The sequence below is a fragment of the Martelella sp. AMO21009 genome (assembly GCF_053484295.1).
In genome coordinates this window covers 22324-46138 of record NZ_JBAKFR010000035.1, presented here as the reverse complement: position 1 = coordinate 46138, position 23815 = coordinate 22324, and the positions used below count along the sequence as shown (strand labels likewise).

19 protein-coding genes and 1 pseudogene are annotated in these 23815 nt (G+C 61.8%); 6 read left to right on the top strand and 14 right to left on the bottom strand.

Translation table 11 applies throughout. The features are described from left to right. Positions 1–302 precede the first annotated feature (302 nt). From V6766_RS22455 to V6766_RS22440, 4 genes are read left to right on the top strand one after another with little or no spacing between them, the layout of a single operon-like run. On the top strand, positions 303–1451 hold the full coding sequence (locus V6766_RS22455; protein ID WP_448470376.1) for an amidohydrolase family protein: 1149 nt from the start codon (positions 303–305) through the stop codon (positions 1449–1451). Positions 1452–1455: 4 nt separating this feature from the next. After that, entirely contained in the window at positions 1456–2979 is a 1524-nt protein-coding gene (locus tag V6766_RS22450) for a class I adenylate-forming enzyme family protein (RefSeq protein WP_448470374.1), read from the top strand. Beyond that, positions 2976–3989, top strand: coding sequence for a zinc-binding dehydrogenase (locus V6766_RS22445; RefSeq protein WP_448470372.1), 1014 nt, complete (start codon positions 2976–2978; stop codon positions 3987–3989). Before V6766_RS22450 ends, V6766_RS22445 begins: the two co-directional genes overlap by 4 nt. After that, entirely contained in the window at positions 3986–4402 is a 417-nt protein-coding gene (locus V6766_RS22440) for a PaaI family thioesterase (RefSeq protein WP_448470370.1), read from the top strand. The genes V6766_RS22445 and V6766_RS22440 overlap by 4 nt, the downstream gene beginning before the upstream one ends. A gap of 44 nt (positions 4403–4446) precedes the next feature. On the opposite strand, the gene V6766_RS22435 is transcribed toward V6766_RS22440, so the two are convergent. From V6766_RS22435 to V6766_RS22420, 4 genes are all read right to left on the bottom strand, one after another. Beyond that, positions 4447–6273, bottom strand: a complete 1827-nt coding sequence (locus V6766_RS22435; protein WP_448470368.1) for a dipeptide ABC transporter ATP-binding protein — start codon at positions 6271–6273, stop codon at positions 4447–4449. A gap of 9 nt (positions 6274–6282) precedes the next feature. Then, complete coding sequence (locus V6766_RS22430) at positions 6283–7113, bottom strand: ABC transporter permease (protein WP_448470367.1); 831 nt, start codon at positions 7111–7113, stop codon at positions 6283–6285. Further along, the gene (locus tag V6766_RS22425) at positions 7106–8059 is read right to left on the bottom strand and encodes an ABC transporter permease (RefSeq protein ID WP_448470365.1); all 954 of its coding nucleotides are present in this window, start codon (positions 8057–8059) and stop codon (positions 7106–7108) included. The genes V6766_RS22430 and V6766_RS22425 overlap by 8 nt, the downstream gene beginning before the upstream one ends. A gap of 226 nt (positions 8060–8285) precedes the next feature. Next, positions 8286–9872: an ABC transporter substrate-binding protein gene (locus V6766_RS22420; RefSeq protein WP_448470363.1), complete on the bottom strand. Its 1587-nt coding sequence runs from the start codon at positions 9870–9872 to the stop codon at positions 8286–8288. 238 nt (positions 9873–10110) lie between these two features. Here V6766_RS22420 and V6766_RS22415 point away from each other — a divergent pair, with 238 nt between their 5' ends. Further along, entirely contained in the window at positions 10111–10827 is a 717-nt protein-coding gene (locus tag V6766_RS22415) for an IclR family transcriptional regulator (protein ID WP_448470361.1), read from the top strand. A gap of 218 nt (positions 10828–11045) precedes the next feature. Here V6766_RS22415 and V6766_RS22410 read toward each other — a convergent pair whose 3' ends face one another. Genes V6766_RS22410 through V6766_RS22390 form a run of 5 tightly spaced genes read right to left on the bottom strand, consistent with a single transcriptional unit; the run spans position 11046 to position 17254 of the window. Beyond that, a complete protein-coding gene (locus V6766_RS22410) occupies positions 11046–11912 on the bottom strand; it encodes a polysaccharide deacetylase family protein (protein WP_448470359.1) in 867 nt (288 codons plus the stop codon). Between the two features lie 55 nt (positions 11913–11967). Next, positions 11968–12651: an aspartate/glutamate racemase family protein gene (locus tag V6766_RS22405; RefSeq protein WP_448470357.1), complete on the bottom strand. Its 684-nt coding sequence runs from the start codon at positions 12649–12651 to the stop codon at positions 11968–11970. Between the two features lie 4 nt (positions 12652–12655). Beyond that, a complete protein-coding gene (locus V6766_RS22400) occupies positions 12656–14440 on the bottom strand; it encodes a M28 family peptidase (protein WP_448470355.1) in 1785 nt (594 codons plus the stop codon). Between the two features lie 10 nt (positions 14441–14450). Continuing rightward, positions 14451–15614, bottom strand: coding sequence for a M20 family metallopeptidase (locus V6766_RS22395; protein WP_448470353.1), 1164 nt, complete (start codon positions 15612–15614; stop codon positions 14451–14453). Further along, positions 15611–17254 carry a hypothetical protein gene (locus V6766_RS22390; protein ID WP_448470351.1) on the bottom strand — a complete coding sequence of 548 codons (1644 nt, stop codon included), beginning with the start codon at positions 17252–17254 and terminating at the stop codon, positions 15611–15613. Before V6766_RS22390 ends, V6766_RS22395 begins: the two co-directional genes overlap by 4 nt. A 130-nt stretch (positions 17255–17384) precedes the next feature. Between V6766_RS22390 and V6766_RS22385 the strand changes: the two are divergent. Further along, positions 17385–17828, top strand: a pseudogene (locus tag V6766_RS22385) (DDE-type integrase/transposase/recombinase); the annotation flags it as partial. A gap of 157 nt (positions 17829–17985) precedes the next feature. Here the strand turns inward: V6766_RS22385 and V6766_RS22380 are convergent. The 5 genes from V6766_RS22380 to V6766_RS22360 form a co-directional block, all read right to left on the bottom strand. Then, positions 17986–19509 (bottom strand): sulfatase, encoded by a 1524-nt coding sequence (locus V6766_RS22380; RefSeq protein WP_448470349.1) that lies wholly within the window; start codon positions 19507–19509, stop codon positions 17986–17988. Between the two features lie 66 nt (positions 19510–19575). Next, the gene (locus V6766_RS22375) at positions 19576–20646 is read right to left on the bottom strand and encodes an ABC transporter ATP-binding protein (protein ID WP_448470347.1); all 1071 of its coding nucleotides are present in this window, start codon (positions 20644–20646) and stop codon (positions 19576–19578) included. 4 nt (positions 20647–20650) lie between these two features. Beyond that, positions 20651–21490 carry a carbohydrate ABC transporter permease gene (locus V6766_RS22370; RefSeq protein ID WP_448470345.1) on the bottom strand — a complete coding sequence of 280 codons (840 nt, stop codon included), beginning with the start codon at positions 21488–21490 and terminating at the stop codon, positions 20651–20653. Continuing rightward, on the bottom strand, positions 21490–22404 hold the full coding sequence (locus V6766_RS22365) for a carbohydrate ABC transporter permease (RefSeq protein ID WP_448470343.1): 915 nt from the start codon (positions 22402–22404) through the stop codon (positions 21490–21492). Before V6766_RS22365 ends, V6766_RS22370 begins: the two co-directional genes overlap by 1 nt. A 93-nt stretch (positions 22405–22497) precedes the next feature. After that, positions 22498–23745, bottom strand: a complete 1248-nt coding sequence (locus V6766_RS22360; RefSeq protein ID WP_448470341.1) for an ABC transporter substrate-binding protein — start codon at positions 23743–23745, stop codon at positions 22498–22500. Between the last annotated feature and the right edge of the window lie 70 nt (positions 23746–23815).

Here is a 23815-nt window from a genome sequence, read left to right as displayed (position 1 = left end):
ATGATCGAAGGCGTCTCCAACAGCGAAACCAGCCTGCTTTTAAGCAGCGTCTGACAAGCACCGGCGACGAGCCACGGCTGTCGTTTCACGTTCGAAACCGCAACGCACGCCGGCAGCAGCGGAAATCTTCAACGATGCGATCCTGAGCCCTTCGTCGCGAACCGCTCGGTTAAGGGCGACCGACTCATAAATCCCGATAATTGGGATTTCTATACTGTATATTGACACAAAAATCTTACTGCCCATGATTGACGGCACGGCTGCAAAAAGGCTGTGGCGCATGAAGGGGACATCGAACAGGCATGCTCGACATCTTGATGATCACGGGCGGTGAAGTCTTTTCGCCAAGGCACATCGGCCGTGCCGATATCGTGGCCGCGGGTGGGCGCACGCTTGCGGTCGGCAGCGATCTTTCCGGCCTTGCGGGCGCCACGCATATTGCCGCCGACGGTATGCGGGTCATTCCCGGACTGATCGATCAACACCTGCACTTCCTTGGCGGCGGCGACGGAAACGGTATTTCCGGCCGCGTGGCCGAGCTCGACGCGGCGACGATCCTCGCCGGCGGCACCACGACTGCGGTCGGTGTTCTTGGCGTGGAAACCGTTACCCGAGGGCTTCTTCTGTTGCTGCGCAAGACGCATGAACTGCGGGCCGCAGGGCTTTCAGCCTTCATGTACACAGCGGGAATGCCGCTGCCCGCCGAAAACATGCTCGGCACGGTCTTCGCCGACGTGTCGCTCATTGATCAAGTAATCGGCGCAAAGACTGCAATTTCGGAAGCGCTGCATCCGAACGCCGATCCGGCGCACCTCCCGGCCCTTGCCGGAGAACTTATGCGCGCGCGGGCGATGACCGGTAAGGCGGCGGTGCTTCATTGCCATATCGGCGGGCTTGCGAGCGGGCTCGAACCGCTTTTCGGCCTGCATGAACGCTTCGGCATGCCGCTTTCCCAGGTCCTGCCGACCCATGTAAACCGGATCGCCGCCTTCTCTCCGGTTTTCGAACATGCGATCCGTTTTACCCGCATGGGCGGAACGATCGACATGACAGCCTGCGTTTCGCAGCTCGACGGCAATCCGACCGGCGTCGACGTGCCAGATGCCGTTCGGCTCTGCCTCGAGCGCGGCGTTCCCATCGGGCGGATCAGCTTTTCCTCCGACGCCAATATTCCGGTTGCCAAACGCGACGCAGAAGGTGCCGTTATCGGCTATCGGGTCGCTCCTTCCGACATTCTCTATCGCGACCTTATGCGGCTGGTGCACGAGGCGGGACTGCCGCTCGAAACCGCGTTGCTGCCGGTCACCGAAAATCCGGCCCGCATTCTCGGCCTTTCTGGCCGCAAGGGTGCGATCCGACAGGGCCACGACGCCGATTACGTGGTGATCGATGAACAGGACCATATCCGCTTCGTGATCGCCGGCGGAAAAATCGTATTCAGGACGGACTGACACCATGGTGCGATACAGCAATCTCGGCGCCGGGCTTTTGCCCGACGCTCCGGCCGACCAGCCGGCCATCGTTGATCTCGGCGTCGCGCCGCCACGCACGCTGACCTACGCCGGTTTCGACGCGCTGTGCGATGCGGCGGCGCGCGGCTTTCGGCGGCGCGGCCTGATGCCCAGCGATCGCGTGGCCGTAATCGCGGCCAACAGTGCCGACTACCTCGCCGCCGTCTATGGTGCACTGCGAGCGGGCCTTGCCATCGTGCCGATCAACACCAAGCAGCCGGCCGCGACCATTGCATTCATGCTGAAGGAAAGCGCCGCGCGCCTCGTAGTCCATGACGAAGCCAATGCTGCGCTGGTGCCGGACGGTTTCACCAGCCAATCCATAAACGACGGCGCTTTCGAGGCCTTTTGCGATCCGGGTCCTTTCGAGATGGTGATCCCCGGCGAAGACGATATCTCGATGATCATCTACACTTCCGGTTCTTCCGGTACGCCGAAGGGCGTGGTGTTTTCCCATCGCGGGCATCTGTGGGGCCTCGACCGGCGCACCGATGCCAGCAGCCCGAGAGGAAGGCGCACAATCGTCGCCGCGCCGCTCTATCACCAGAACGGGCTTGCCTCAGCACAGGCGACACTTGGCAGCGGCGGCAGCGTGTTGCTCCTGCCGCGCTTTGAGACGAAGAGCTTTATTCGCACCGTCGCCGATTACCGCGTAGAGATGGTCACCGCCGTGCCGACCATGATCGCCATGGCGCTGAAGGAAAAGGCGCTAATCGAGAGCCTCGACTTCACGCATGTCCGTCTCGTGCGCATCTCTTCCGCGCCTTCGACGCCCAAGCTGATCGAGGATATCCGCGCGATCTTTCCCAATGCCGCCGTCGTCAACGGCTTCGGCACCACGGAGGGCGGACCGATCTTCTTCGGGCCGCATCCCGACAGGCTGAAAACGCCGCCGATGTCGGTCGGCTGTGCGCATCCGGACGTGGAATTGCGGCTGATGGAAAACGGCCAGGAAGTGGACCGACGCGGCGAGCTTGAAATCCGCAGCCCCGCGCTGATGCGCGGCTATCTGAACCGTCCGGACCTGACGGCCAGGGTGATGACCGAAGACGGCTTCTACCGCACAGGCGACATCTTCGAGCGTGACGCGGACGGTTTCTTCACCTTCGCGCGCAGGGTGGACGACATGTTCGTCTGCGGCGGGGAAAACATATTCCCCGGCGACGTCGAGGCAATGCTGATGCGCCATCCGGCGATCCAGGCGGTTTGCGTGGTGCCGGTGCCAGACGAGATCAAGGGCTTCAAGCCGGTAGCCTTCGTCGTGCCGCGCGCCGGCGAAACGGTCGACCCGGAGGACGTCAAGCGCTTCGCGCTTGAAAATGCACCGGCCTACCAGCATCCGCGTCGGGTCCTGGTTCTCGATGAATTGCCGCTGGCCGGCACCAACAAGATCGACCGCAAGCGACTTGCCGAACAGGCGCTGGCCGCTCTCACCGCAAAAAAAACAAAAGGGCAGGAAAAGGGATGAAGGCTTTCTATATTCGCGAACATGGCGGACCGGAGGTACTGACCTACGCAGACGATTTCCCGACACCTTCCGCGGGGCCGGGCGAGGTCGTCATCCGTGTGCGCGCCACGACGCTGAACTATCACGATATCTTCACCCGCCGCGGCATGCCGGGCATCACGCTCAACCTGCCCGTCATTCCGGGCCTCGACGTCGCCGGCGAGATCGCCGAGATCGGCCACGGCGTTGAAGGCTGGTCTGTAGGAGACCGCGTGGTCGTCGATCCGATCAACCGCCGGGAACGCGGTGTGGTCGGCGAAACGATCAACGGGGGGCTGGCGGAATATTGCCTCGTCCCCGCCCATCAACTGATCGTAATCCCCGACGGCGTCGATTTCGACACAGCCGCGGTCATGCCGACGGCCTATGCGACCGCCTACCGGATGATGTTCACCAATGGCGCCGTGAAAGCGGGCGAAAAGGTCGGCATTCTCGGTGCAAGCGGTGGCGTTGGTGTGTGTTGCGTGCAGCTTGCCAAGATGGTCGACGCGGAGGTGGTGGCCTTTGCAAGCTCGAATGAGAAGCTTGCACGGCTTTCTGCACTTGGCGCCGATCACACCGTCAATTACCGCGCGCAGGACTTTCTGGAAGCCGTCCACGCGCTTTATGGCAAGCCGAGCCGGCGCGGAACGCGCGCAACCAACGGGCTCGACGTGATCGTCAACTATACCGGCGGCGACACATGGGTGAAGTCGCTGAAAACGCTGAAGGTCGGCGGGAGGTTGCTGACCTGCGGCGCAACCGCCGGCTTCAACCCGGTGGAGGATATCCGTTATATCTGGGTGTTCGAGCTGAAGCTGCTCGGCTCCAACGCCTATATGCGCGAGGATATCGAGGCCTGCCTTCGGCTTGCCGCCGAGGGGCGGCTGACGGCGGAGATCGATGAAATCTATACGCTCGAAAATGCTGGCGCGGCCTTCGCCCGCGTAGAAGACCGCAACGTCATCGGCAAGGTTCTGATTCGGCCATGAGCGATACCGCCACGATTGAGAAACTGACGCCTTTTCTCGCCCGTTCGCCCTTCGTCGCCTTCATGGGGATCGAGTTGGCTATGATCGGTGCGGACGGGTTAACGCTGACGGCCCGCTATCGCCCGGAATTTGCTCGCTCTCCGGGTGACGAACCGCAATGGCATGGCGGCGTGGTCGCGGCGCTGATCGACACTGCCGGTGATGTCGCGCTGATCGCAAACCTCGATTTCGCGCCGCCGACGATCAACATGCGCGTCGACTATCTACGCCCCGCAAAGGGCGAAATGCTGCGCGCCGTTGCCAGCATTCGCAAGACCGGCCGCTCCATCGGCTTCGTCGATATCGACGTCTTTGACCCGCAAGACCGGCTGGTCGCGATCGGTCGCGCGAATTACGCAACGACGGCGGGCTAATCCGGCGGACCGCGCCGTGCGAAACCACTTCACCGGCGTGATGTTCAAAGGACCGGCAGCGTCTCCAGCCGTTCGGTTTCCAGCAGACAGCGCATCTCCACTGTGTCCGTCCTGCGAGCAAGCGTGGGCGCAGTCTCGTCGCAGACCGGTCCGATCCGTCGCGGACAGCGCGATGCGAAGGCGCAGCCGGCGGGCGGCGAAAGCCGGCTCGGAATCTCGCCCCGGATCGGCTCCAGCGCGCTGCCGAGCGCCCGGCGCGGCGAGAGCGCGGCCTTTACCAATGCTTCGGTATAAGGATGATAGGGCGGCGGCAGCAGCGGATCGGAAAGCCGCCGGTTTTCCACGATCTGGCCGAAATACATCGTATAGATGCGGCTAGCCACCGAGCGGATCAGATTGATGTCGTGGGTGATGAACAGGTAGGAGGTGCCGAACTGTTCCTGCAGTTGCGCAAGCAGTTCCATGATCGATTTCTGTACCGTGACATCGAGACCAGAGGTGATCTCGTCGCAGATGACGAGCTTGGGCCTGGTGATGAAGGCGCGTGCGATGGCCACGCGCTGCTTCTGCCCGCCGGAGAGTTGGAAGGTGTAGCGGTCGAGGAGGTCGGTTGAAAGCTGGACCAGCTTCGTGATCTCCTCCACGCGTGTGGCGAGTTCTGCCGTCGGGACTGCACCAAGCAATTTCAGCGGCCGGGCGATGAGGTCGAAAACCTTGATGCGCGGATTGAGCGAAAGGTCAGGATGCTGGAAGATCATCTGCACGTCGCGGCGATAACGGCGGTCGAAACTGTCGTGACTGCCATAGCTTGTATCGCCAAGCCGGACCTCGCCCACAAACGGATTGAGACCGGCAAGCGCCCGCGCGATCGTCGATTTGCCGCTGCCGCTTTCGCCGATCAGTCCGACGGTTTCGCCACGGCCGATGTCGATATCGATGTCGCGAACAGCGCTGACTGAACGTTTCGTCGCCCAGTTGAAGCGGCCGGATTTGGTCTTCATTTCGTAGTTGACGGCGAGATTGCGGATTTTCAGCAATGTTTCCGGCGTTTCGACGAGGGTCGCGCCTAACATGGCGGTCGCATTTTCCGGTTCCGGCACGCTGGCCAGCAGCTTCTGCGTATAAGGATGGCGCGGCGCCGTGATGATCTGCTCGACCTGCCCTTCCTCGACGACGACGCCATGCTCCATCACATAGGCCCGGTCGGCAATCTGGGCCATGATCGAAAGGTCATGGGTGATGTAAAGGATCGCGACGCCGAGGCTCTTCTTCAGTTCCTGAAGCTGTTCCACAAGGCTCGTTGCGGTGGTGATGTCGAGCGCGGTTGTTGGCTCGTCCATGATCAGGAGCTTGGGATCGGTGACGATCGCTGCGGCGATCAGGGCGCGCTGCTTTTCCCCGCCCGAAAGCTGGTGCGGATACTTGTCCATCATCGTTTCGGGATCGGGCAAGCCGACCCGGCGCAGAAGCTCCACCGCCCGTGTATGGACTTCGCGCGGCGAAAGCGCGGTGTGCACGCGCACGGCCTCTTCCACCTGATGGCCAATTGTCAGCGTCGGGTTGAAGGACGTCGCCGGGTCCTGAAACACGACCGACATGTCCGAGCCGCGCATCCGGCGCAGATCGCGCGAAGTCAGGCCAGAAAGATCACGGTCATCAAAGACGATACGCCCGCCGCTGACCCGCCCGTTACGGGCCAGATATTGCAGGATCGAATAGGCGAGCGTGCTCTTGCCGCTACCCGATTCGCCGACGACGGCAACGGCCTCGCCGGGCGCAATCGTCAAATTGATATGTTTCAATGCGTGGAACGTGCCGCTTCGCGTTTCGAAATCGACGCAGAGATCCTCGACGCTCAAGAGATTTTCCATTGGCAGTCCTCAGTGTCGCGAGCGGGGGTTCAAGACATCGCGCAGCCCGTCGCCGAGCAGGTTGAAGCCGATGGAGACGACGGCGATGCCGAGGCCGGGCCAGATAACCAGCCAGGGCGAACGCAGGAGATATTGCCGCGCCTCGGAGACCAGCAAGCCCCAGTCCGAGGCCGGAGGCTGAGCGCCTAGCCCGAGATAGGAGAGCGTGGCGCCGAGCATAATCGCGAACGAGATGCGTATCGTGCCCTCGACGATGACCGGCGCGATGACGTTCGGCGCGAGTTCGCGCAACACGATATAGCGGGTGGTGTCGGCGCGCGACTGCGCCGCCTTGATATAATCCGACTGCTTGATGCTGAGCGTGGTGGAACGCGCGACGCGGGCAATCGACGGTGTGAAGGCGACGGCGATCGCCAGAATGGCATTACCGGTCGTCGCGCCGATCGCGATCACGATCAGCATCGACAAAAGCAGGTTCGGAATGGCGATGAACGCGTCGACGAAACGCATGACGATCTCGTCGAAGAGCCCGCCAAGATAGCCCGACGTTATGCCGATGATGGCGCCGGCCAGAGTCCCGATCAGGGTTGCCAGCACGCCGAAGCCGATGGTGGTGCGCGCCCCCGCCAGAATGCGCGACAGCGTATCGCGGCCGAACTCGTCGGTACCGAACCAGTGTGCCGCACTGGGCGGCGCGAGGCGCGTCATATAACTGAATGCATCGGGATCATAGGGCATCAGTGCCGGTCCGAACACGAACAGGAAAAGGTTGAAGCCGCAGGCGATCAGTCCGAGACGGCCGACCGGGTGGGCCCAGAGCTGTCGGAAGACCTCAATCATACTGAACCCTCGGATCGAGCCGCGCATAGATGATGTCGGCGGCGAAATTGGCGAATGCGTAGACGGCGGCAATTACGGCAGCGGTGCTCTGGATCAGCGGCAGGTCGCGGTTGGAAATCGCGAAGATCATCAGCCGGCCAATGCCCGGATAGGCGAATATCTCCTCGATCACGAGAACGCCGCCGAGCAGATAGCCGATGTCGAGCGCGATGATGGTGATTGCCGGCAGCAGGCTGTTGGGCAGTGCATGGCCGAAAAGTACCTTGCGCGGCGAAAGCCCCTTGAGCACGGCGGTGCGTACATAGTCGGAAGCGAGCGCGTCGACCATTTCGGAGCGTACCAACCGCGAGATATGCGCCATCAGGATGAAGGTCAGCGAGAGCGCCGGCAGCGCCAGATAGCGCAGCGCCTCCAGTACGCCGTCCTCGGTGAAGGACGCATAGCCGCCGGCGGGAAAAATGCCGATCGCCGGGCCCGCGAGAAAGGTCAGAAGCAGGCTGGCGGTAACGAATTCCGGCAGCGCGATGCCGAGATAGGAAAACAGGCTGACGATCAGATCGACCCAAGTGCGCTGGCGCGCGGCGGCCAATACGCCAAGCGGCAGCGCGATGCAGACGACGATCAGAAGCGACGTCGCCGCAAGGATCAGCGACCGTCCGAGTGCAACGGACAGCACGTTCCACACCGGCTGCTGAAGCGCGACCGAAGTGCCGAGATCGCCGGTCACAGCATGGCCGAGCCAAGAGAGGTAACGCGTCAGCACCGGCTCGTCGAGGCCGAGACGAGAACGCACGGCAATCAGATCTTCCGGCGTGGCGTGATCGCCGAGCACCATCGTCGCGGCATCGCCGGGCAGCAGATTGACGATGGCAAAAATGATGATCGAGGCCAGCAGCACCACCAGAAGGGTGCTGAGCAGGCGCCTGATCAGGTAATTTGCACTCATGAGATGCGACCCTCGTCCCAAAGCTAGCGGGGGTGTTCCGGCAGGTCGGCAAGGCCGCGTTCGTGCAACGCAAGCGGACGAGCCGGGCCGTTGGTTTCTCAGGCTGGGCGTTCCGGAGCACCTTGCCGCGAAATGAAGTCGCGCGTGTGTCCAGCGATTCTTTCGCGCTTGACCACGGCGTGAAGGGGCCGGCAACCGGGCCGGCCCTCAATCCATGCTCGAAAGATCAGCGCTTGGGCGCCTCTTCCGTCAGCCAGGTCCGTTCCAGACGGTGCGTGTACTGCAGCGGGTGCATTTCGTAGTCCTCCACATAATCCCAGTTGGCCGCCAGATAATCTTGGTAGAACGGGATGATGTAGGGAAGGTCGCGATTGGTCAGTTCCTGCAACTTCTTGAACAGTTCCTTGCGCTTTTCCGGATCGATCGTCTGCTGTTCCTCGGCGACCAGCGCATCGAACTCCTCATTGTGCCAGCCGGTGTCTTCCCAAGGCGCATCGGAGGTCATCAGCGAGGTGTAGTAGGCATCCATCGTCGGCTTCATACCCCACGAGGCAACATAGGCCGTTTCCTTCTTCCAGACCTTTTCGAGATATTCGTCATAGGGAACGCGGCGAACGTCGATATTGAAGCCGGCCGCCTTCGCCATTTCCTGGATGGCGAGCGCAACCTTCATGCGGCCCGCCGGGCGGTCGGCGGTGTAGATGGTGAAGGAGACGCCGTCTTCGTAGCCGGCTTCCTTCAGAAGCTGCTTCGCCTTTTCGATGTCGCGGGTCGGCTTCTCTTCCTGGTAATAATAGGGATAGTCGTCCGAAAGGATGTTGTCGTAGGCGACGCGGCCGTAGCCGTCGAGGACGATCTGGACCATCGCCTCACGGTCGAGCGTATAGCGCAGAGCCTGGCGAACCTTGATGTTGTTGAGCGGTTCGCGGTCGAAACGCATCGTCAGGCTGTAGAAGCGTGAGGTGGTCTGGCGACGCGGCTCCACGCCATCCAGCTGCTCGAAAACGACGAAGTTCGCGTTGTCCGTTTCCAGCATGGCGTCAACTTCCTTGTTCTGGAAGGCGAGCGCCTCGGAGTTGAGGTCGGGATAGTGCAGAACCTCGACGGCATCGACATAGGGGAAAGTCTTGTCCCAGTAGTTCTCGTTGGGAAGGAACTCGATCTTGCGGTCGAGGTCGAATTCGCCGAGCTTGAACGGGCCGCTGGCATCGGCCGCATTGTATAGTCCCTCGACGCCCTGTTCTTCGAGGACCTTGGCCGAAACGATCTTCATGCGCGAATCGCCAATGGCGACTGGCAGGTCGACATAGGGCGTGGCGGTGACGATTTTGATTGTCTTGTCATCGATGATTTCCATCCTGTCGATCGGGCCGATCGTGGAGCGCGAGCCGGAACCCGTTTCCGGGCTCAGGACCGCCTCGATCGAGGCCTTGACGTCGGCAGCCGTCACCGGCGCGCCGGACTGGAAGGTCGCTTCGGGGCGCAGATGGAAGGTGAATTCTGTTGCGGTGTCGTTGATGTCCCATCTTTCGGCCAGATCAGGTGCCGCCTGCAGGCTTCTGTCGACGCGGGTCAGGCCACAGTAGAGCATTTCGGCGATCAGGAAGCCGGTATTGTTGAGGCTGTTGAAAGGCGAGAGATCCTTGGGACGGTTCTGGACACTGATGCGCAGGGTCCCGCCGCGTTCGATCTCCTGAGCTGCCGTGCGCAGCGTGAAGAGGCCATTGGCGCCGATCAGCGCGACCGAACCGCCCAGAAGTTTCAGTGTACTCCGACGATTCATGCTGATGCCGCCCTTGGTTTCTTTTGTCATTAGCTTTTCTCCGTCATTGCCGCGATCTCGACGAGACGCGTCGTGGTTTTTGCTGTTCGTCCTCTGGAAAAAAGAAATCAAGACTCCGCGCTCTTGTCAACATTCGGGAAAGATGTTTCAATTATTGGGATAAATGGGTGGCGAGTCGCGGGTCGTCACGAGATTCTAGGCGTCGATGCAAACGTCCGTTGCCTGTGATTGACGCTAGGAATGGAACCCAACGCACGGGAAAACAGATATGAGTCTCGTTCTGAGCAAAGCCCTGAATCTGATCGATCACGTGGCCGGCGGCTGCGATACGCTTGCCGACCTTGCCGAGGCCAGCGGCCAGTCCCGAAGCACCACGCACCGGCTTCTCGCGACGCTGGTCCAGCACGGATATCTCGATTATTCCGAGCGTCGCTATCAGCTCGGCTACAAGCTTTTCGAACTGGGCGAACGCAAGCGGGAGACCTTCGATTTCGTCCGCCGCCTGCGTCCGATCGCAGAACGCTATGCGCAGGAAACGCAGGACACGATCCATCTGGCGCTGCTCGAAGGAACGGACATCGTCTTGGTCGAGCGCATCTTCGGCGAGCGGCAGTTGCAGCTTCGTTCCTATGTCGGTATGCACAACATCGCCATCACCACTGCTGTCGGCAAGGCGCTGATCTCGCAGCTTCCCAACGAACGCTGGCCGGAATTCCTCGCAACCGTTCCGACCCCCTATCCGAAAACGAAAGACGAACTGCTCGCCGAGCTGCGGCTGGCGCGCTATTCCGAGGTCGCGATCGACTTCGACGAGTGCAATGCCGGCACCTGCGGCATCGCGTCGAGCTTCGTTGCATCGGGATCGCTGCGCGTCGCTTGCTCGATAAACGGGGCCACCGTCTATTTCGACAAAGAGCGGATGAAGGCGCTGGCGCCGACCGTGAAGCAGTTGGCCGCCGACCTCGCCGGCGCATTGCATCCCTGAGCGGTAAGATTGTTGCCGTGCGGCGCTGCGTTTTACGTCACGCGAATGCAGGGGCAAACCCGTAGGCCGGCCGGTTTACGCGCCCCCGGCCAGAGCCTGGCTGGGGAGGCATGGCGATCGAAATACCTTTAGAAGTATCCGTCTTGATCAAGACGGATACTCTAGACGGCAACCTCATTGCGCAATCCGAGGCCCCTGCTCGCGCTCCACGCCCGGCGTCAGCCGGCCGCTTTCTCGCAATCCTCGTAATGAGCGGCAATCTCGCGGCCTGTGGCCATCCACACATCGTCATACTGTCGAACGTGCTGCAGGAAGCGATCGAGGATGTTGATGCGCATCGGTCGGCCGGTGACCTGAGGATGCATGACCATGGTCGTCACCCCGCCCCACGCGCGGGTCTGGTCGAACTCCTCGCGCCAGATCGACAGCACGTGATCGCTGCCAAACATGGCGCGCGGGCTGGTGCGATGGGTGAGGCCGTAGCTCCAGTCGTCAAAGCTGTAATTGACCGGAATCTCCACCGGTCCAGCACCGCTGGCCAGAACGTGGCGATAGGGACGAATATCGTCGCGAAACGAACTGGAATAGCGGATGCCGCGCGACTTCAGCAGCTCCATCTGTTCCGCACAGGTCTCGCCCCAGGGGGCACGATAACCGACGGGCGTGATGCCGAGACGGCTCTGCATCGCCTCGATCGCCCTGTCCATCTCCGAAACCAGCACCTCGGTCGACGCCGTGTCGGGCCGTAAGTGCAGATAGCCGTGATGCGCGATCTCGTGGCCCCCGGCAAGGATCGCCTCGCACGTCGCCGGATGGGCATCAATCGACCAGCCGGTGACGAAGAAGGTCGCCTTCACGTCGTGGCGGGCGAGCAGTTCGAGGATCTTCGGAATGCCGACGCGCGCCTCATAACCACCATACGACATGGTGATCAGCCGTTCGGCATTGGTCGGGTCGGAGCCAAGCCAGACCGATTCCGTATCGACGTCGAATGCGGGAAAGAGGGCGCATTTCGCACCGTTCGGCCAAGGAAACTCCGGTGCGGGCGGCGCGAGATTGGCGGGTACGGGCTTGAGCAGGTCCATAAGGCTTGGTCTCCTGAAAAGAGTCGGACGGAAAACCGGATGTTTTTCCGCGTTTTTACTTGGTAGGCCGACAAGCCGCGCTTTGCATGATGCTTGTCAGCACGATCGATACCGCCGACTGGGTCGGGTCGACTACGACAAGCCCCGTCGCATCTTCAACCGCGGCGATATAACGGGCGAAGCCGGCGCCGGCGAGCACGATCGCCTGGGCGGCATATTCGTCACGCAGCTGAAGTCCGGCATCGATCAGCGCCTTTTCGACTTTTTCCGGGTTCTTGAGGTCGCCATAGTCGAGGCTGAGGCCGCGATGTCCGGCGTGGCGCTCTGAAAGCCCGACCAGCCGCAATTGCCGCAGGAGCTTGCCGCCGGGCCCTCCGGAAACCGAGATCGTGCCGAAGCGGTCGCCAAGCGCCGCAGCGGCGGCAAATCCCGCCTCCCCGATGCCCACCACCGGCTTTCGGGTCAACCCGCGGGCGGCATAGACGCCGGGATCGGAAAAGCAGGCGACGACGAAGCCCGCAACATCCTCGTCTTTTGCCGCGCGTCCGATGTGGCGCAGGATAGCCGGCGCCGCCTCATCGGAATCGCGCGCGGTGGAGATGCCGTTCGGCCCGTCGGCGAGCGTCAGACAGGAAAGCGACGGCAAACCGGGGCCTGCGAGCCAGGAAAGGCTGAACGCCATATCCTCTGTAATGCCGGTATCGGATCGGCTGGAAGGATTCAGTATTTCGATGCGCATACCGCTATTTCCCTGTTCCGGTCGCGCGCTTGCCGGAAAGTGCCTCGAGCGCGCGGAGATCGGCGATCGTGGCGCGTGCGCTTTCGATCGCGTCGGTAACCTGATGGCGAAGCCGGATCAGCTTTGTCCAGAGCAATTTCTCCTCCATCGAACCTGGTTCAGCGGCCTCGTAATCGTCGAGGCAGTGAAGTAGCGGCACCGGTTGAAGCAGAAGGCTGGAACCGTAGCTGTCCTGGCTGTATTTGCCGACCGCCGTTTCGCTGACGAAGGTGAGCTGCCGGGCGACGCGTATGGCGACGCCGTTCACCCGTTCAAGCAGTGCATTGGTTAGCGTCTCGTCCGCGAGCATCGCATCGAGCCAGGCGATTTCAGGTTCCAGGCGGTCGAGCGCCGGCAAGATAATTTCGAGGTTCGACTGCTGGCGGCTCTCTTCGAGGGCAGCGGAATAGCGTGCGCGCATGTCGGCAAGGCGCGCGGTGAAGCGCAAGGGCAGTGCTGGTGAGAGCACCAGACCTTCAAGCGCCCGCGCGGCCCAGCCGGCATCAGCCTGCAGCGAGGACGGGTCCAGCGCTTCGATCGTGTCGAACGGTGTATGATTGTACCAGCCGAGTGTGGCGCCATGATATTCTGAGACGACATCAGGCGAATAGCTGTGACGGCCGGTGATCGCCGGGACGCCGACCCCGAAAAAAGACTGGTCGCCAACGCGGCGCAGCGGTAGGACCTTGCACGGCAGCGCCGGGCCAAAGACGGCAAGCGATGTCCTTTCGGCGAAAGCGCGCAGCTCCGGGCAGCAATTGACGTGGAACTCGCGCGCGCCCCTCATGCCGACGCTGTCGATATTGAGATAGCCGACTGCATCGCGGTTGATGCGCTCCCACTGGCTGTCGACGAAATAGGACGAACCGGCTGCCTCGGCCACCTCGTGCCCGTTCCAGGCGATGAAGACAATCGAACGGCGGAGCGCGTCGCGGTGGCCGGCGAAGCTGCGTGCCAGTTCCATCATCACCGACATGCCAGCGATATTGTCGGTCACGCCCGGCGTCCATGCATCGAGATGGCTGGAGACGATGACGAAACGGTCACGCTCCGGCGCGCCTTCCGGCGCCGTGAGCCACGAAACCGGCTGGTGCAGCGTGCGCCAGACGCGGTTGGCCGTCAGGCGGAAGTGGATTTGCACCGGGCCGGCGGCAAGCTTCTGGCGTAGCGCGAAGCCATCGGTACGCGAGATGCTGATGCCCGGCAGGCGCGGCATTTCGCCGATATTTTCCGGCGTCGGATTGCCCCAGACCGATTTCAGTCCGCGCCACGGAATTTCAGTGCTGTCATCCTTGCCCCAGTTCATCAGCAGGATGGCGCGCGCGCCTTTGGCCGCTGCGATGCGCGCCTTTTCCGGCGTCGCCGGCGCGTAGGACACCTCCGCCAGCACGATCTTGCCTGTGACGCTCTTGCCTTCGTAATCGTCCAGACCGCCGGGACCGACATCGACCAGCTCTGCCGTGATGCCGGCTTCCGGCGTCGGCTCGACATGCAGGCATGGCAAGGAGGCAATCTCCGCGCCGTCGGGTCCGTCCAGCGCGACGAAGGACGTACCGATGTCGCTGTCATAGGTCTCGAAGGGCATCAACGCGGCATCCAACCCGTAGCCCTTCATCTGCTCAACGACATAACGCCCGGCCTCAAGGTCACCGCCGCTGCCGCTCTTGCGGTCGGGGAAGTGCGTGCGCATGTGATCGACATGTTTCATGATGTTGTCGAAGTCGATCGCGGACGGGTTGTCCTGAGGCATCGGGTATTCCTTAGTCAGTCTTGGATGCGAGAAAGCGGCGCGCGAAATCCAAATAAACGGATCGCACCTTCTCCAGCTCGATGAGGTCGACCCATTCGTCAGGACCGTGCATGTTGCCGCCGGAAGGGCCGAAAAGCAGCGTCGGAATGCCGGCCCGGCCAGCCAGTATATTGGCGTCGGATACGCCCCGCCCGATCTCCAGACGCGGCTCTGCGCCGAGAACCAGACGATAGCTCGCGGAGAAGGCATTGACGAAAGCGAGATCGCGATCGAGCAGATAGCCGTCATAGCTGGGCGACCTGGCTGTGATGTCGAATTTCGCCGGGCTTGCGAGGCTGTCGGCAAGATCGCGGATCAGCGACACAGCGCCTTCGGCACTCTCGCTTGGCAGGAAGTGCCAGTTGATGGTGAAGCGGCAACGGTCCGGCACGGAGATAGAATAGGTTCCGTCACCGCTTTCGATGCCGATCACGCAATGGCTGGGCGTTCCGAACGTTGGCTCTGCCGTCCGTTTCAAGTCGCCGATCAGCGCCAGCAGGCGGCCAGCCTCGATAACGGCATTGATGCCCTTTTCCGGATGCGAGGCATGGGCAGCAAGCCCCTGCACCTCGACCACAAGATTGACCTTGCCGAGCGCGCCGATGACGACGTCGGAAAAATGCGGTTCGCACATGATAGCGCCATCGATCTGGCCGCAATTGGCGACATGGGCTTCGGCGCCCCGCGAATAGGCTTCCTCGTCGGAAAGCGAAGCAAAGATAAACCTGCCCGCCCAGTTCGTCCGCATACGATACATGTCGCGAGCCGTCAGCATAGCAGCGGCGAGCCCGCCCTTCATGTCCATCGTTCCGCGCCCGTAAAGCCGGCCCTCGCCGATCACGGGAACGAAGGGATCTCGGCTCCAGCCATCACCGACTCCGACCACGTCGCAATGTCCGCCGATCCAGAGCGTCTGTCCGGGACCGGCGCCATCGATTTCGACCACCACGTTCACCAGCCCATCGGCCGCCGGCTCCAGACGCGTGGCAATTCCTTCAGCGCCGAACCAATCCGCGATGAACGCCTGAACGGCGGCTTCCTGGCCGGAAAGGCTTTCAATGGAAACCAGTTCAGCAACGAGCGCTGCGGTCTCGCCTTCTGCCGGTCGGGCGTTGTGGTCGGCGGCTGCGCTCATGCAGCAACCTCGCGAGTGAAGGGATATGTGCCTTCGGGCAGGACGATATAGCCCTCCTCGACGCCGATCAGCACGTCACCGATCGCCCATACATATTCCACGCAGCCGAGCATGTACTCTTCCATCAGCGCCGTGTTGCCCGGCATGAAATAGACCGAGGAAATGGTCTGGCGCTGCATCGCATGACCGCAATCGCGGGTATAGGCATCAACGCTCATTCCGTTGGGCAACAAACCAGCGGCGCGCAGTTGCCCTTCGAGCGGGCGCAGGCAATCGACGCCGATCGCATGCACATGCGCACCTGACATGCCGGGGCGGATGCGGGGGATAAGGCCGTCGATGAGCGCCGCCCGCAAGCCCTCGTAAATGCCGGTCAGTTCCGGCATTGCGCAGACGGTGCGCGCGATATCGGAGACGGCGCGCACGCAGCCGGCGCTGTCGCGCACAACAATCCCCTGATCGAAGGCGACTGTCCGGTCGTCAGATCCGACGGGATAATTCGCAGCCGTTGCCGGCAGCAATGTGCGCGCGCCGGAATGGATGACGTCGAAATAGGTCGCGGTACGCCCGCCAAAGCCAAAGCGTGCCGCAAATTGTCCGATGGCAGCCTGGCAGACATCCGACAGATCGCGCTCGGTGACTTCGCTCCCGTTGCGCTGCGCAAGACAGGCGCGCGCCGCCGCCATGCCCTCGATCACCGCATTGCCGGCCAGAATGAAATAGCCGAGATCATCGCCGGCGCGGCAGTCCTGAAAACGGCGAAGCACGGCGTCGCCCTCAATGAGCTCGATCCCTGCCGTGGTGAGCACCTGCCAGAGACCGGCGCCCATGTCGTTCTTCTGCGCCGCCACCGCTCCCAGGCCGGAAAGAACCTGCGAAAGCGGCCGGGGCAAGCCGTCGGACTCGAAGCCGTCACGATCGAGTGAGGCAGATGCACAAACCAGAATATCCGGCGATCCAGCGATATAGACCGCAATCAGGCCATGCATGCGAGCGACGATGTCCGGCAGGCCGGTGAAGGCTTCCACCTCATGAGGCGCGGTGATGCAAAGCGCGCCGATGCCACGATCGGCGCAAAGCCCGACAAGTGGCGCGAAACCGGTGGCGCGCGCGAAAAGAGCAGCATTCAGCGCTTCGCCATGGTCGAAATCAGCGAGATAAGGAGCAAGCGGAGCGCAATCTTCCGCACGCGTGGAAATCCACTGCGCCTCGATGTCCGCGATCCTTCTGCGATAAATATGGAGAACAGGGTCTGCCGTGACGCCACTAAAGCCAATCGTTGACGAAGCTACGAGCATTTCATAGCGCGCCTGCGGGATCGACGGTTCGCAGACCAGAGCCGTGGTTCCTGCGGCTCCGAGGACGGCTTCTGCGAAGGTGAGCGCGGCAGTATCGGCAGCGATATCGAAGGTGAAATAGCGACCATAGACAACGGTATCCATACCGACAGGCAAGGCTCGCGCGGCCTCGGAATCCGCATCGGAAATGACGATCGTGCGCCTATGTTCGTTCTCGACGAGAACCGGCGTTACGCTCAGGGGAGCGCCACGGTAGATTCCTGGATAGGTAAGCTGGTCGATGAAGGCTTGACCGGCCTTTCGGGCGATCTTTTCCATGTCTGTGCACAAATATGCGGGCACGAGCTATCCTTCATTCCAACTGCAAACACTCATCCGGCAGGTCCTCATGATCCCGGATGCACCAATCATTCACGGCTTTTGGTTCATGTCAAATAATAGAACATCTATCCCATATAATGGGACATGAAGTGTCTCACCGGCCACTGTCAGCCGCGTCCTCAGACGCGCCGGCCTCTCTCGGAGGAAGGACATTGCCCCAGCCGAACCGATCATACGTTATGAATATGGCGGACCGGGCCGCCCGATTCATCTCGACATCAAGCGCATCGGTCGCTTCAACCGCGTTGGCCACCGCAACACAGGCGACAGGACCGGCCAGAGCAATTCACGCGGCATCGGTTGGGAATACTTTCATGTTTGTATCGACGATGCATCCCGGATCGCCTTCACCAACATCTTCGAGAATGAGAAGGTTGACAGCGCCATCACCTTCCTAAGGGCAGCCGTCGCTCATTACGGAAGCTTCGGCATTGCGGTGAAGCGCATCATGACCGAGAACGGCTCGTGCTGTATCGCCGAAGCCTTCGCCAAGGCCTGCAAGGCGCTCGGTCTGAAGCACATACGCACCAAACCATAACTGCAGAGGTCGCCGCAGAAGCTCGACAAGAATTTGGCATCTCGCGGTCGACGCTACTTCGCCTTGCAGCCAGGTTTCGAAAGACGCGACGCATTTCCAGCCTCAACCCCGGAAAACGCGGCACGCAAGGCGCCTTTTGGCCGGCTGGGGAGGTCTATGCCAGTTCCAGCCGGATAAATTGTTCCGGCGGCGCTCCCTCCTCGCGCATCGTCTGGCGGATGAGGGCCAGCATACGCTCACGCTCTTTGACATCGGTATCCCAAAGGTTCTCGCTCTGAGCCGGATCCTTCTTGCGGTTGAATAGAAAGTTTTCGGTAGTCCGCAGATCCACCGGCATCGGGTATTGCCACATGGGCAGATCGACCGAGGCGTCGAAATAGCCGGAGGCAAGCGGCTTTCGCGGCATTTCGCCGGCGCGTTCCGGCGTCCCGTTGTCGACCAGCATGGTTTTGGCCAGGAAGGTTGAATAGACGTTGAGGGGCCTGTTTTCCTCCTCCGCCGGCGATTTGAACAGCGTATAGGCGCCGTCGGTGAGGCACACGCCCTGGCCGAACGTTCCGTAAAGCACCACGTCGCGATCGGTATCGCCGCCGCCGACGGCGGGAACCAGACTGCGGCTGTGGCGGGGTTCTGCCGAAGGCGTGACACCCGCTGCGTCGAGCACGGTCGCAAACAGGTCGACGGTCTGGCTGAGGCCGGGTTGGCGGCTGCCGCCAGCCGAAAGCTTCGGGTGGTAGATCATGAGGGGAATGTTGGCGTGGGTGTCGTAATGCGGATACTGCTTGCCGAACACGCCACGCGCGCCGAGATCATGGCCGTGATCGGTGGTGAGCACGATCACCGTATCGTCCCACAGATCGAGTTCGTCCAGCTTGTCGAGCAAGTGGCCGAGCCAGCGGTCGGCCATGGTGATCTTGGCCTCGTATTGCGAGCGCAGGAACTCCAGCTCCTCCTCGGAGGTCTGGGCCATGAACTTCCGGAGGTTCTCGTAGTTTTGGTAAGGCGGCCAGATATTGTAGCGGTCGCGCTTTGCGGCATCGTCGGTATAGAGCGAGGCATAGGGTTCCGGCGCGTCGAAGGGCTCGTGAACATCGAAGCTCTCGACATGGAGGAAGAACTTGCCCTCCTTTGCGTGCTTGTCGAGCCAGTTGGCGGCGCCGGTGAAAACCTTGGCCGGGAAATAGTCCTCCTCGCCCGTGAAGTCCTTCACGTTGGCATAATACTGGCGCACCGCTTCCTCGCCACGATATTCGGCGATGCGGGCGGCCCAGGCCGGCAGCGGCTCGTTGCCATCGTAGGATTTCCAGGGGTCCATCTCGTGGCCACGCACGAATTCGATGGAATCGAAGGCTTCGATATAGCCGTTCGCCTGCTCTTCCCAGTAGTGGTAGTGGTCGGTGACGACGGCGGTGCGATATCCGCCCTTCGACATCTCCTTCGGCAGTTGCGCGTCGAACACCTCCATCGGGCCCCAAGGACGCCACAGGAAATCCTTGCGGCCGCTCATGATCTCGCGCCGCGCCGGCATGCAAGGCAGGCTGCCGACAAAGTGGTTCTCGAACACCGTCGCCTTTTCCGCCAGCCGGCTGATATTGGGCGTTTTCACCCGGGTTTCGGGATTGTAGGCGGCGAGCGCGTCGCGGTTCACGCTGTCGATGAGGATGGTGATGATATTCATGGCGCGAAACATCCTTTCACGGGAGAAGCTGGAACGGCCCGGCACAGGGGCCGGACCTGAAAAACACTAGGCCTCGATGCGGTTGCCGGCGGCGTCGAACAGGTGGACTTCGTTGCTGTCGACTGAAAGCCCGGCGACGGAACCCTGGTCGAGATCCACCTCGCCCTCTGCCTTGACCGTGAACGGCGTGCCGTCCGAAAGGTGGCCATAGACCACGCTTTCGTCGCCGAGATATTCCACCATGTCGACGTTGAGCGCCGGAAGGCCGTTGCCGGCCGGCTCGAGGCGGGCATGTTCGGGGCGGATGCCAAGCTTGGCTGAGCCGGCCGCGCCACCACTGACGGCGAGGCTGAGGCCGGAGGAACGGAAGCCCGACGCGTTCATCTCGCCGTCGATGAAGTTCATCGCCGGCGAGCCGATGAAGCCGGCAACGAACAGGTTGTTCGGGCGCTTGTAGAGTTCCTTCGGGCTGCCGACCTGCTGCACATGGCCGTCCTTCAGCACCACGATCTTGTCGGCGAGCGTCATCGCCTCCACCTGATCATGGGTCACGTAAAGCATGGTCGCGCCGAGGCGCTGGTGCAGGTCGCCAAGCTCGACGCGCATCTGCGAGCGCAGCGCCGCGTCGAGGTTCGACAGCGGCTCGTCGAACAGGAACACCTGCGGATGGCGCACGATGCAGCGGCCGATCGCGACGCGCTGGCGCTGGCCGCCGGAAAGGGCGGCGGGCTTGCGATCGAGCAGTGGTTCAAGCTTCAGGATGCGGGCGGCCTCGTTGACGCGCCGGTCGATTTCCTGGCGCTTCTCGCCGGCGATCTTCAGCGCGAAGCCCATGTTCTCGGCGACCGTCTTGTGCGGATAGAGCGCATAGGACTGGAACACCATGGCAAGCCCGCGCTTGGCGGCGGTCACATGGCTGACATCGCGTCCCCCAATCAGGATTTCGCCGCTCGACAGCGTCTCGAGGCCGGCGATGATGCGCAGCAGCGTCGACTTTCCGCAGCCCGACGGACCGACGATGACGACGAATTCGCCCGGATCGATGTCGAGGTTGATGTCGTGCAGCACCTCGACGGAGCCGAAGGACTTGCGGATGTGATCGAGCTTCAGCGAGCCCGCTTCGGTAACGGTATTCATCATATCATCCTTTCACGGCGCCGGAGGTCATGCCGGAGACAAGCCGCGTCTGCAGCGGAATGAAAAGCAGGAGGGCGGGAAGCGTGGTGACGGCTGAGGCCGCCATCACGGCCCCCCAATCGACGGCATCCTCGCCGAAGAACAACGCAAGCCCGAGCGGCATCGTCTTCATCGCGGTCTTGGTCAGGAAGGCGAGCGCGAACAGATATTCGGTCCACATCAGCAGGAAGGAATAGGTCGCGGTCGCGACGATGCCGGGAACCATCAGCGGCAGCACCACATGCCAGATCACCTGAAGGCGCGAGCAACCGTCCATGAAGGCGGCCTCGTCTAGATCGCGCGGGACCGATTGCAGGTAGCCGACCATCAGATAGACCGAGAATGGCAGCGCGATTGCAACATAGCAGAAGATCATGCCGACATAGGAATTCAGCAGTCCGAGCTGAGAAAACAGCACGAACAGCGGCGTCACCAGGATGATCCACGGAAAGAGCTGCCCGAGCACGACACTGCCGAACACGATCCGTTTTCCCGGAAACCGGAAGCGCGAGAACACATAGGCGGCCAGCACGCTGATCGCGGTCACGATCAGGACGGCAGTGATGCACATGAACAGGCTGTTGAAGATGTAGGTGCCGAAATCGGCGCGCCAGATGGTCTTGTAGTTCTCAAGCGTCCATTCGGCCGGGCCGTCCGAAAACAGCGTGGCATTGGTCTGGAACGAGGCGATGAAGATCCAGGCGACCGGGGCGACCAGAAAGATCAGCACAAGGACGGCTGCGACAAGCGAAAGCCCGTCGCCGAGAATGCCGGCGCCTTTCGGGGATGCGTGTTGTTTGCTCATCACATGATATCCGAGAAGTTGCGCAGCGCGACGTAGCGGAAATAGAGCAGGCCGAAGACCATCATGACCGCGACCATGACCATGCCGACGGCCGACGACAGGCCGAGTTCGAAATTGACGAAGCCCTGGAGATAGACCTCGGTCGCCAGCACATTGGTGAAGGTGCCGGGCCCGGCGCCGGTGGCGAGCCAGACATAGACGAAATTGTTGAAGGTCCAGATCGTCAAGAGCAGGCCCATGATCACCAGCGTCGGACGAAGATGCGGAAGCGTGACGTGAAAGAAGCGCTGGAGGGCATTGGTGCCATCCATTTCTGCCGCCTCGTAAAGGTCCTTCGGCACGCTCTGGAGCGCGGCCGCAAGCGTCAACGTCACGATCGGAAGCGTGTTCCAGGTGATGATCAGGATCAGCGCCGGCCATACCCAGGTGATGTCGGCCAGAAACGCGATCGGCTGCTTGATCAGGCCGAAATCGAACAGAACCTCGTTGATGAAGCCGGTGCGCCCGTCGAGAAGCTGACGCCAGACCACCACGGCGACGATCGGCGGCGTCGCCCATGGCAGCAGCATGGCGAGCCTGAGCGGCGTCGTCAGCCGGAAGCGGCGGATTGCCGGCGATTCGATCAGGATCGCCAAAAGCAGCCCGAACACCAGACGGATGCCAACCGAAACGATGGTGAGCCAGAACACCGTGTTCCAGATCACCCGGCGGAAACCGTCGCTTTTCATGAGTTCGGCATAGTTTTCCAGACCGATGAAATCGCCGCCCTCGCGCAGCGAGAGCAGGCTCAGATCGGTGAACGAGACCCGGAAATTGAATACTGAGGGCCAGATATAGAACAGCGCCAGCACGGCAAAGGCCGGCAGCAGCAGCATTGCGATGAACAGACGCTGCGACTTGTCATAGCTAAACATCAATTACTCCAGAGAGCCTTGCCGGAGGTTGCCGCGCGGAGCCGGCAGGCCCCGTTGAACCGGGAGCCTGCCGTCCGGGAGGATGGCTTTGCCTTAGTCGTCCAGCATCTTCTGGATGCCGGCGAGATAGGAGGCGGCTGCCTGCTCGGGCGTCTTTTCGCCGATGAAGACCGAGGCAAATTCGCGTCCGGCATCGGCCTGCATCGTGCCGATCGGCGTCAAGGGGTTGGCATAGGGTCCCCAGCTTCGGGCGTGCGGTAGCTGCTCGGTGTAGCCCTGCATTTCCGGTCCGAATTCGAGCTTGCCGAGAAGCGCCTCATTGGCCGGAAGCTGAACCGTCAGATAGTCGGAGAAGAAGCCGGCGCTCGAAAGATACTGCACCAGTTCCCAGGCTTCCTTCGGGTGCTCGGTATTGGCGTTGATCACCAGCGAGCGCCCTCCGACGTGGCTCGCAACGCCATCCGGTCCGGCCGGATCGGTGGTGGTCATGAACGGCGTTTCGGTACTTCCGGAACGTTCCTGATAGGTCTTCACGATCTCGCGCAGCGTGCCCGGCGGGAAGAAACCGATCGCCTGCTCGCCGGAGGCCATGGCATCCATGATCGAGGGATCGGACCAGTTTGAGCCGGTGATGTTGGCCTCTGGATTGCCGCCGTCGCCCATGAAGGAATTGAAGTATTCCATCGATTCGGCGAGCATTTCCTCGGTCAGGCCGATCTTGTAGCCGCCTTCGCCATCCTCGACGATCAGCGACTGGCCATGCGACCACCAGTAATAGTTGGCGAGGAACCAGATCGTGTTCTGGGCCGCCGAGCCCGCCGGAAAGCCGAAGCCGACCTTGCCGGTTTTCTCGTGAAATGCCTTGCTGGCGGCCTGCAGGTCTTCCCAGGTCTCGGGAACCGTGATCCCGGCCTCGTCCAGAAGATCCTTGTTGTAGGCGATGGTGAACGTGTCGGTCGTCCAGGGCAGAGCGTAGATCTCGCCGTCAGCGGATTCGGCGAGGTCCGGCGCGATATAGCCCTGCAACTGGTCGCTGGTGATGAATTCGTTGAGCGGCAGCACGGCGCCCGCCTGGCCAAGCTCGAGCGGCCAGACAAAGGCCATATGCGCCACGTCCGGGCCCTCGCCGACGGCGGTCTCGCGCAGGAACTGCGTGCGGGCATCGGCCCAGGAAATGCGCTGCAGCTCAACCTTGATATCGGGATGCTTTGATTCGAAATCCTTCAACGCCGCCTCGATGGTTTCGAAATCGGGATCATTGTAGCGGAAAGTAAGTTCCGTTTCGGCAAGCGCCGGGCCGGCTAAGGCCAGCGCGAGCGCCGAGCAGATAAGCCTCTTCATTGGGTCTCCTCCAGATTTTCTGTGCTTGCCGCGAACCACTCCCCGGCGGTCGCGAAAGCGCTTCGGCCGA

What these genes read in the sequence shown, in the direction of transcription:
- V6766_RS22455 (WP_448470376.1), top strand. Translation starts at nt 303, where the DNA reads ATGCTCGACATCTTGATGATCACGGGCGGTGAAGTCTTTTCGCCAAGG.
- V6766_RS22450 (WP_448470374.1), top strand. Translation starts at nt 1,456, where the DNA reads ATGGTGCGATACAGCAATCTCGGCGCCGGGCTTTTGCCCGACGCTCCG.
- V6766_RS22445 (WP_448470372.1), top strand. Translation starts at nt 2,976, where the DNA reads ATGAAGGCTTTCTATATTCGCGAACATGGCGGACCGGAGGTACTGACC.
- V6766_RS22440 (WP_448470370.1), top strand. Translation starts at nt 3,986, where the DNA reads ATGAGCGATACCGCCACGATTGAGAAACTGACGCCTTTTCTCGCCCGT.
- V6766_RS22435 (WP_448470368.1), bottom strand. Translation starts at nt 6,273, where the DNA reads ATGGAAAATCTCTTGAGCGTCGAGGATCTCTGCGTCGATTTCGAAACG.
- V6766_RS22430 (WP_448470367.1), bottom strand. Translation starts at nt 7,113, where the DNA reads ATGATTGAGGTCTTCCGACAGCTCTGGGCCCACCCGGTCGGCCGTCTC.
- V6766_RS22425 (WP_448470365.1), bottom strand. Translation starts at nt 8,059, where the DNA reads ATGAGTGCAAATTACCTGATCAGGCGCCTGCTCAGCACCCTTCTGGTG.
- V6766_RS22420 (WP_448470363.1), bottom strand. Translation starts at nt 9,872, where the DNA reads ATGACAAAAGAAACCAAGGGCGGCATCAGCATGAATCGTCGGAGTACA.
- V6766_RS22415 (WP_448470361.1), top strand. Translation starts at nt 10,111, where the DNA reads ATGAGTCTCGTTCTGAGCAAAGCCCTGAATCTGATCGATCACGTGGCC.
- V6766_RS22410 (WP_448470359.1), bottom strand. Translation starts at nt 11,912, where the DNA reads ATGGACCTGCTCAAGCCCGTACCCGCCAATCTCGCGCCGCCCGCACCG.
- V6766_RS22405 (WP_448470357.1), bottom strand. Translation starts at nt 12,651, where the DNA reads ATGCGCATCGAAATACTGAATCCTTCCAGCCGATCCGATACCGGCATT.
- V6766_RS22400 (WP_448470355.1), bottom strand. Translation starts at nt 14,440, where the DNA reads ATGCCTCAGGACAACCCGTCCGCGATCGACTTCGACAACATCATGAAA.
- V6766_RS22395 (WP_448470353.1), bottom strand. Translation starts at nt 15,614, where the DNA reads ATGAGCGCAGCCGCCGACCACAACGCCCGACCGGCAGAAGGCGAGACC.
- V6766_RS22380 (WP_448470349.1), bottom strand. Translation starts at nt 19,509, where the DNA reads ATGAATATCATCACCATCCTCATCGACAGCGTGAACCGCGACGCGCTC.
- V6766_RS22375 (WP_448470347.1), bottom strand. Translation starts at nt 20,646, where the DNA reads ATGAATACCGTTACCGAAGCGGGCTCGCTGAAGCTCGATCACATCCGC.
- V6766_RS22370 (WP_448470345.1), bottom strand. Translation starts at nt 21,490, where the DNA reads ATGAGCAAACAACACGCATCCCCGAAAGGCGCCGGCATTCTCGGCGAC.
- V6766_RS22365 (WP_448470343.1), bottom strand. Translation starts at nt 22,404, where the DNA reads ATGTTTAGCTATGACAAGTCGCAGCGTCTGTTCATCGCAATGCTGCTG.
- V6766_RS22360 (WP_448470341.1), bottom strand. Translation starts at nt 23,745, where the DNA reads ATGAAGAGGCTTATCTGCTCGGCGCTCGCGCTGGCCTTAGCCGGCCCG.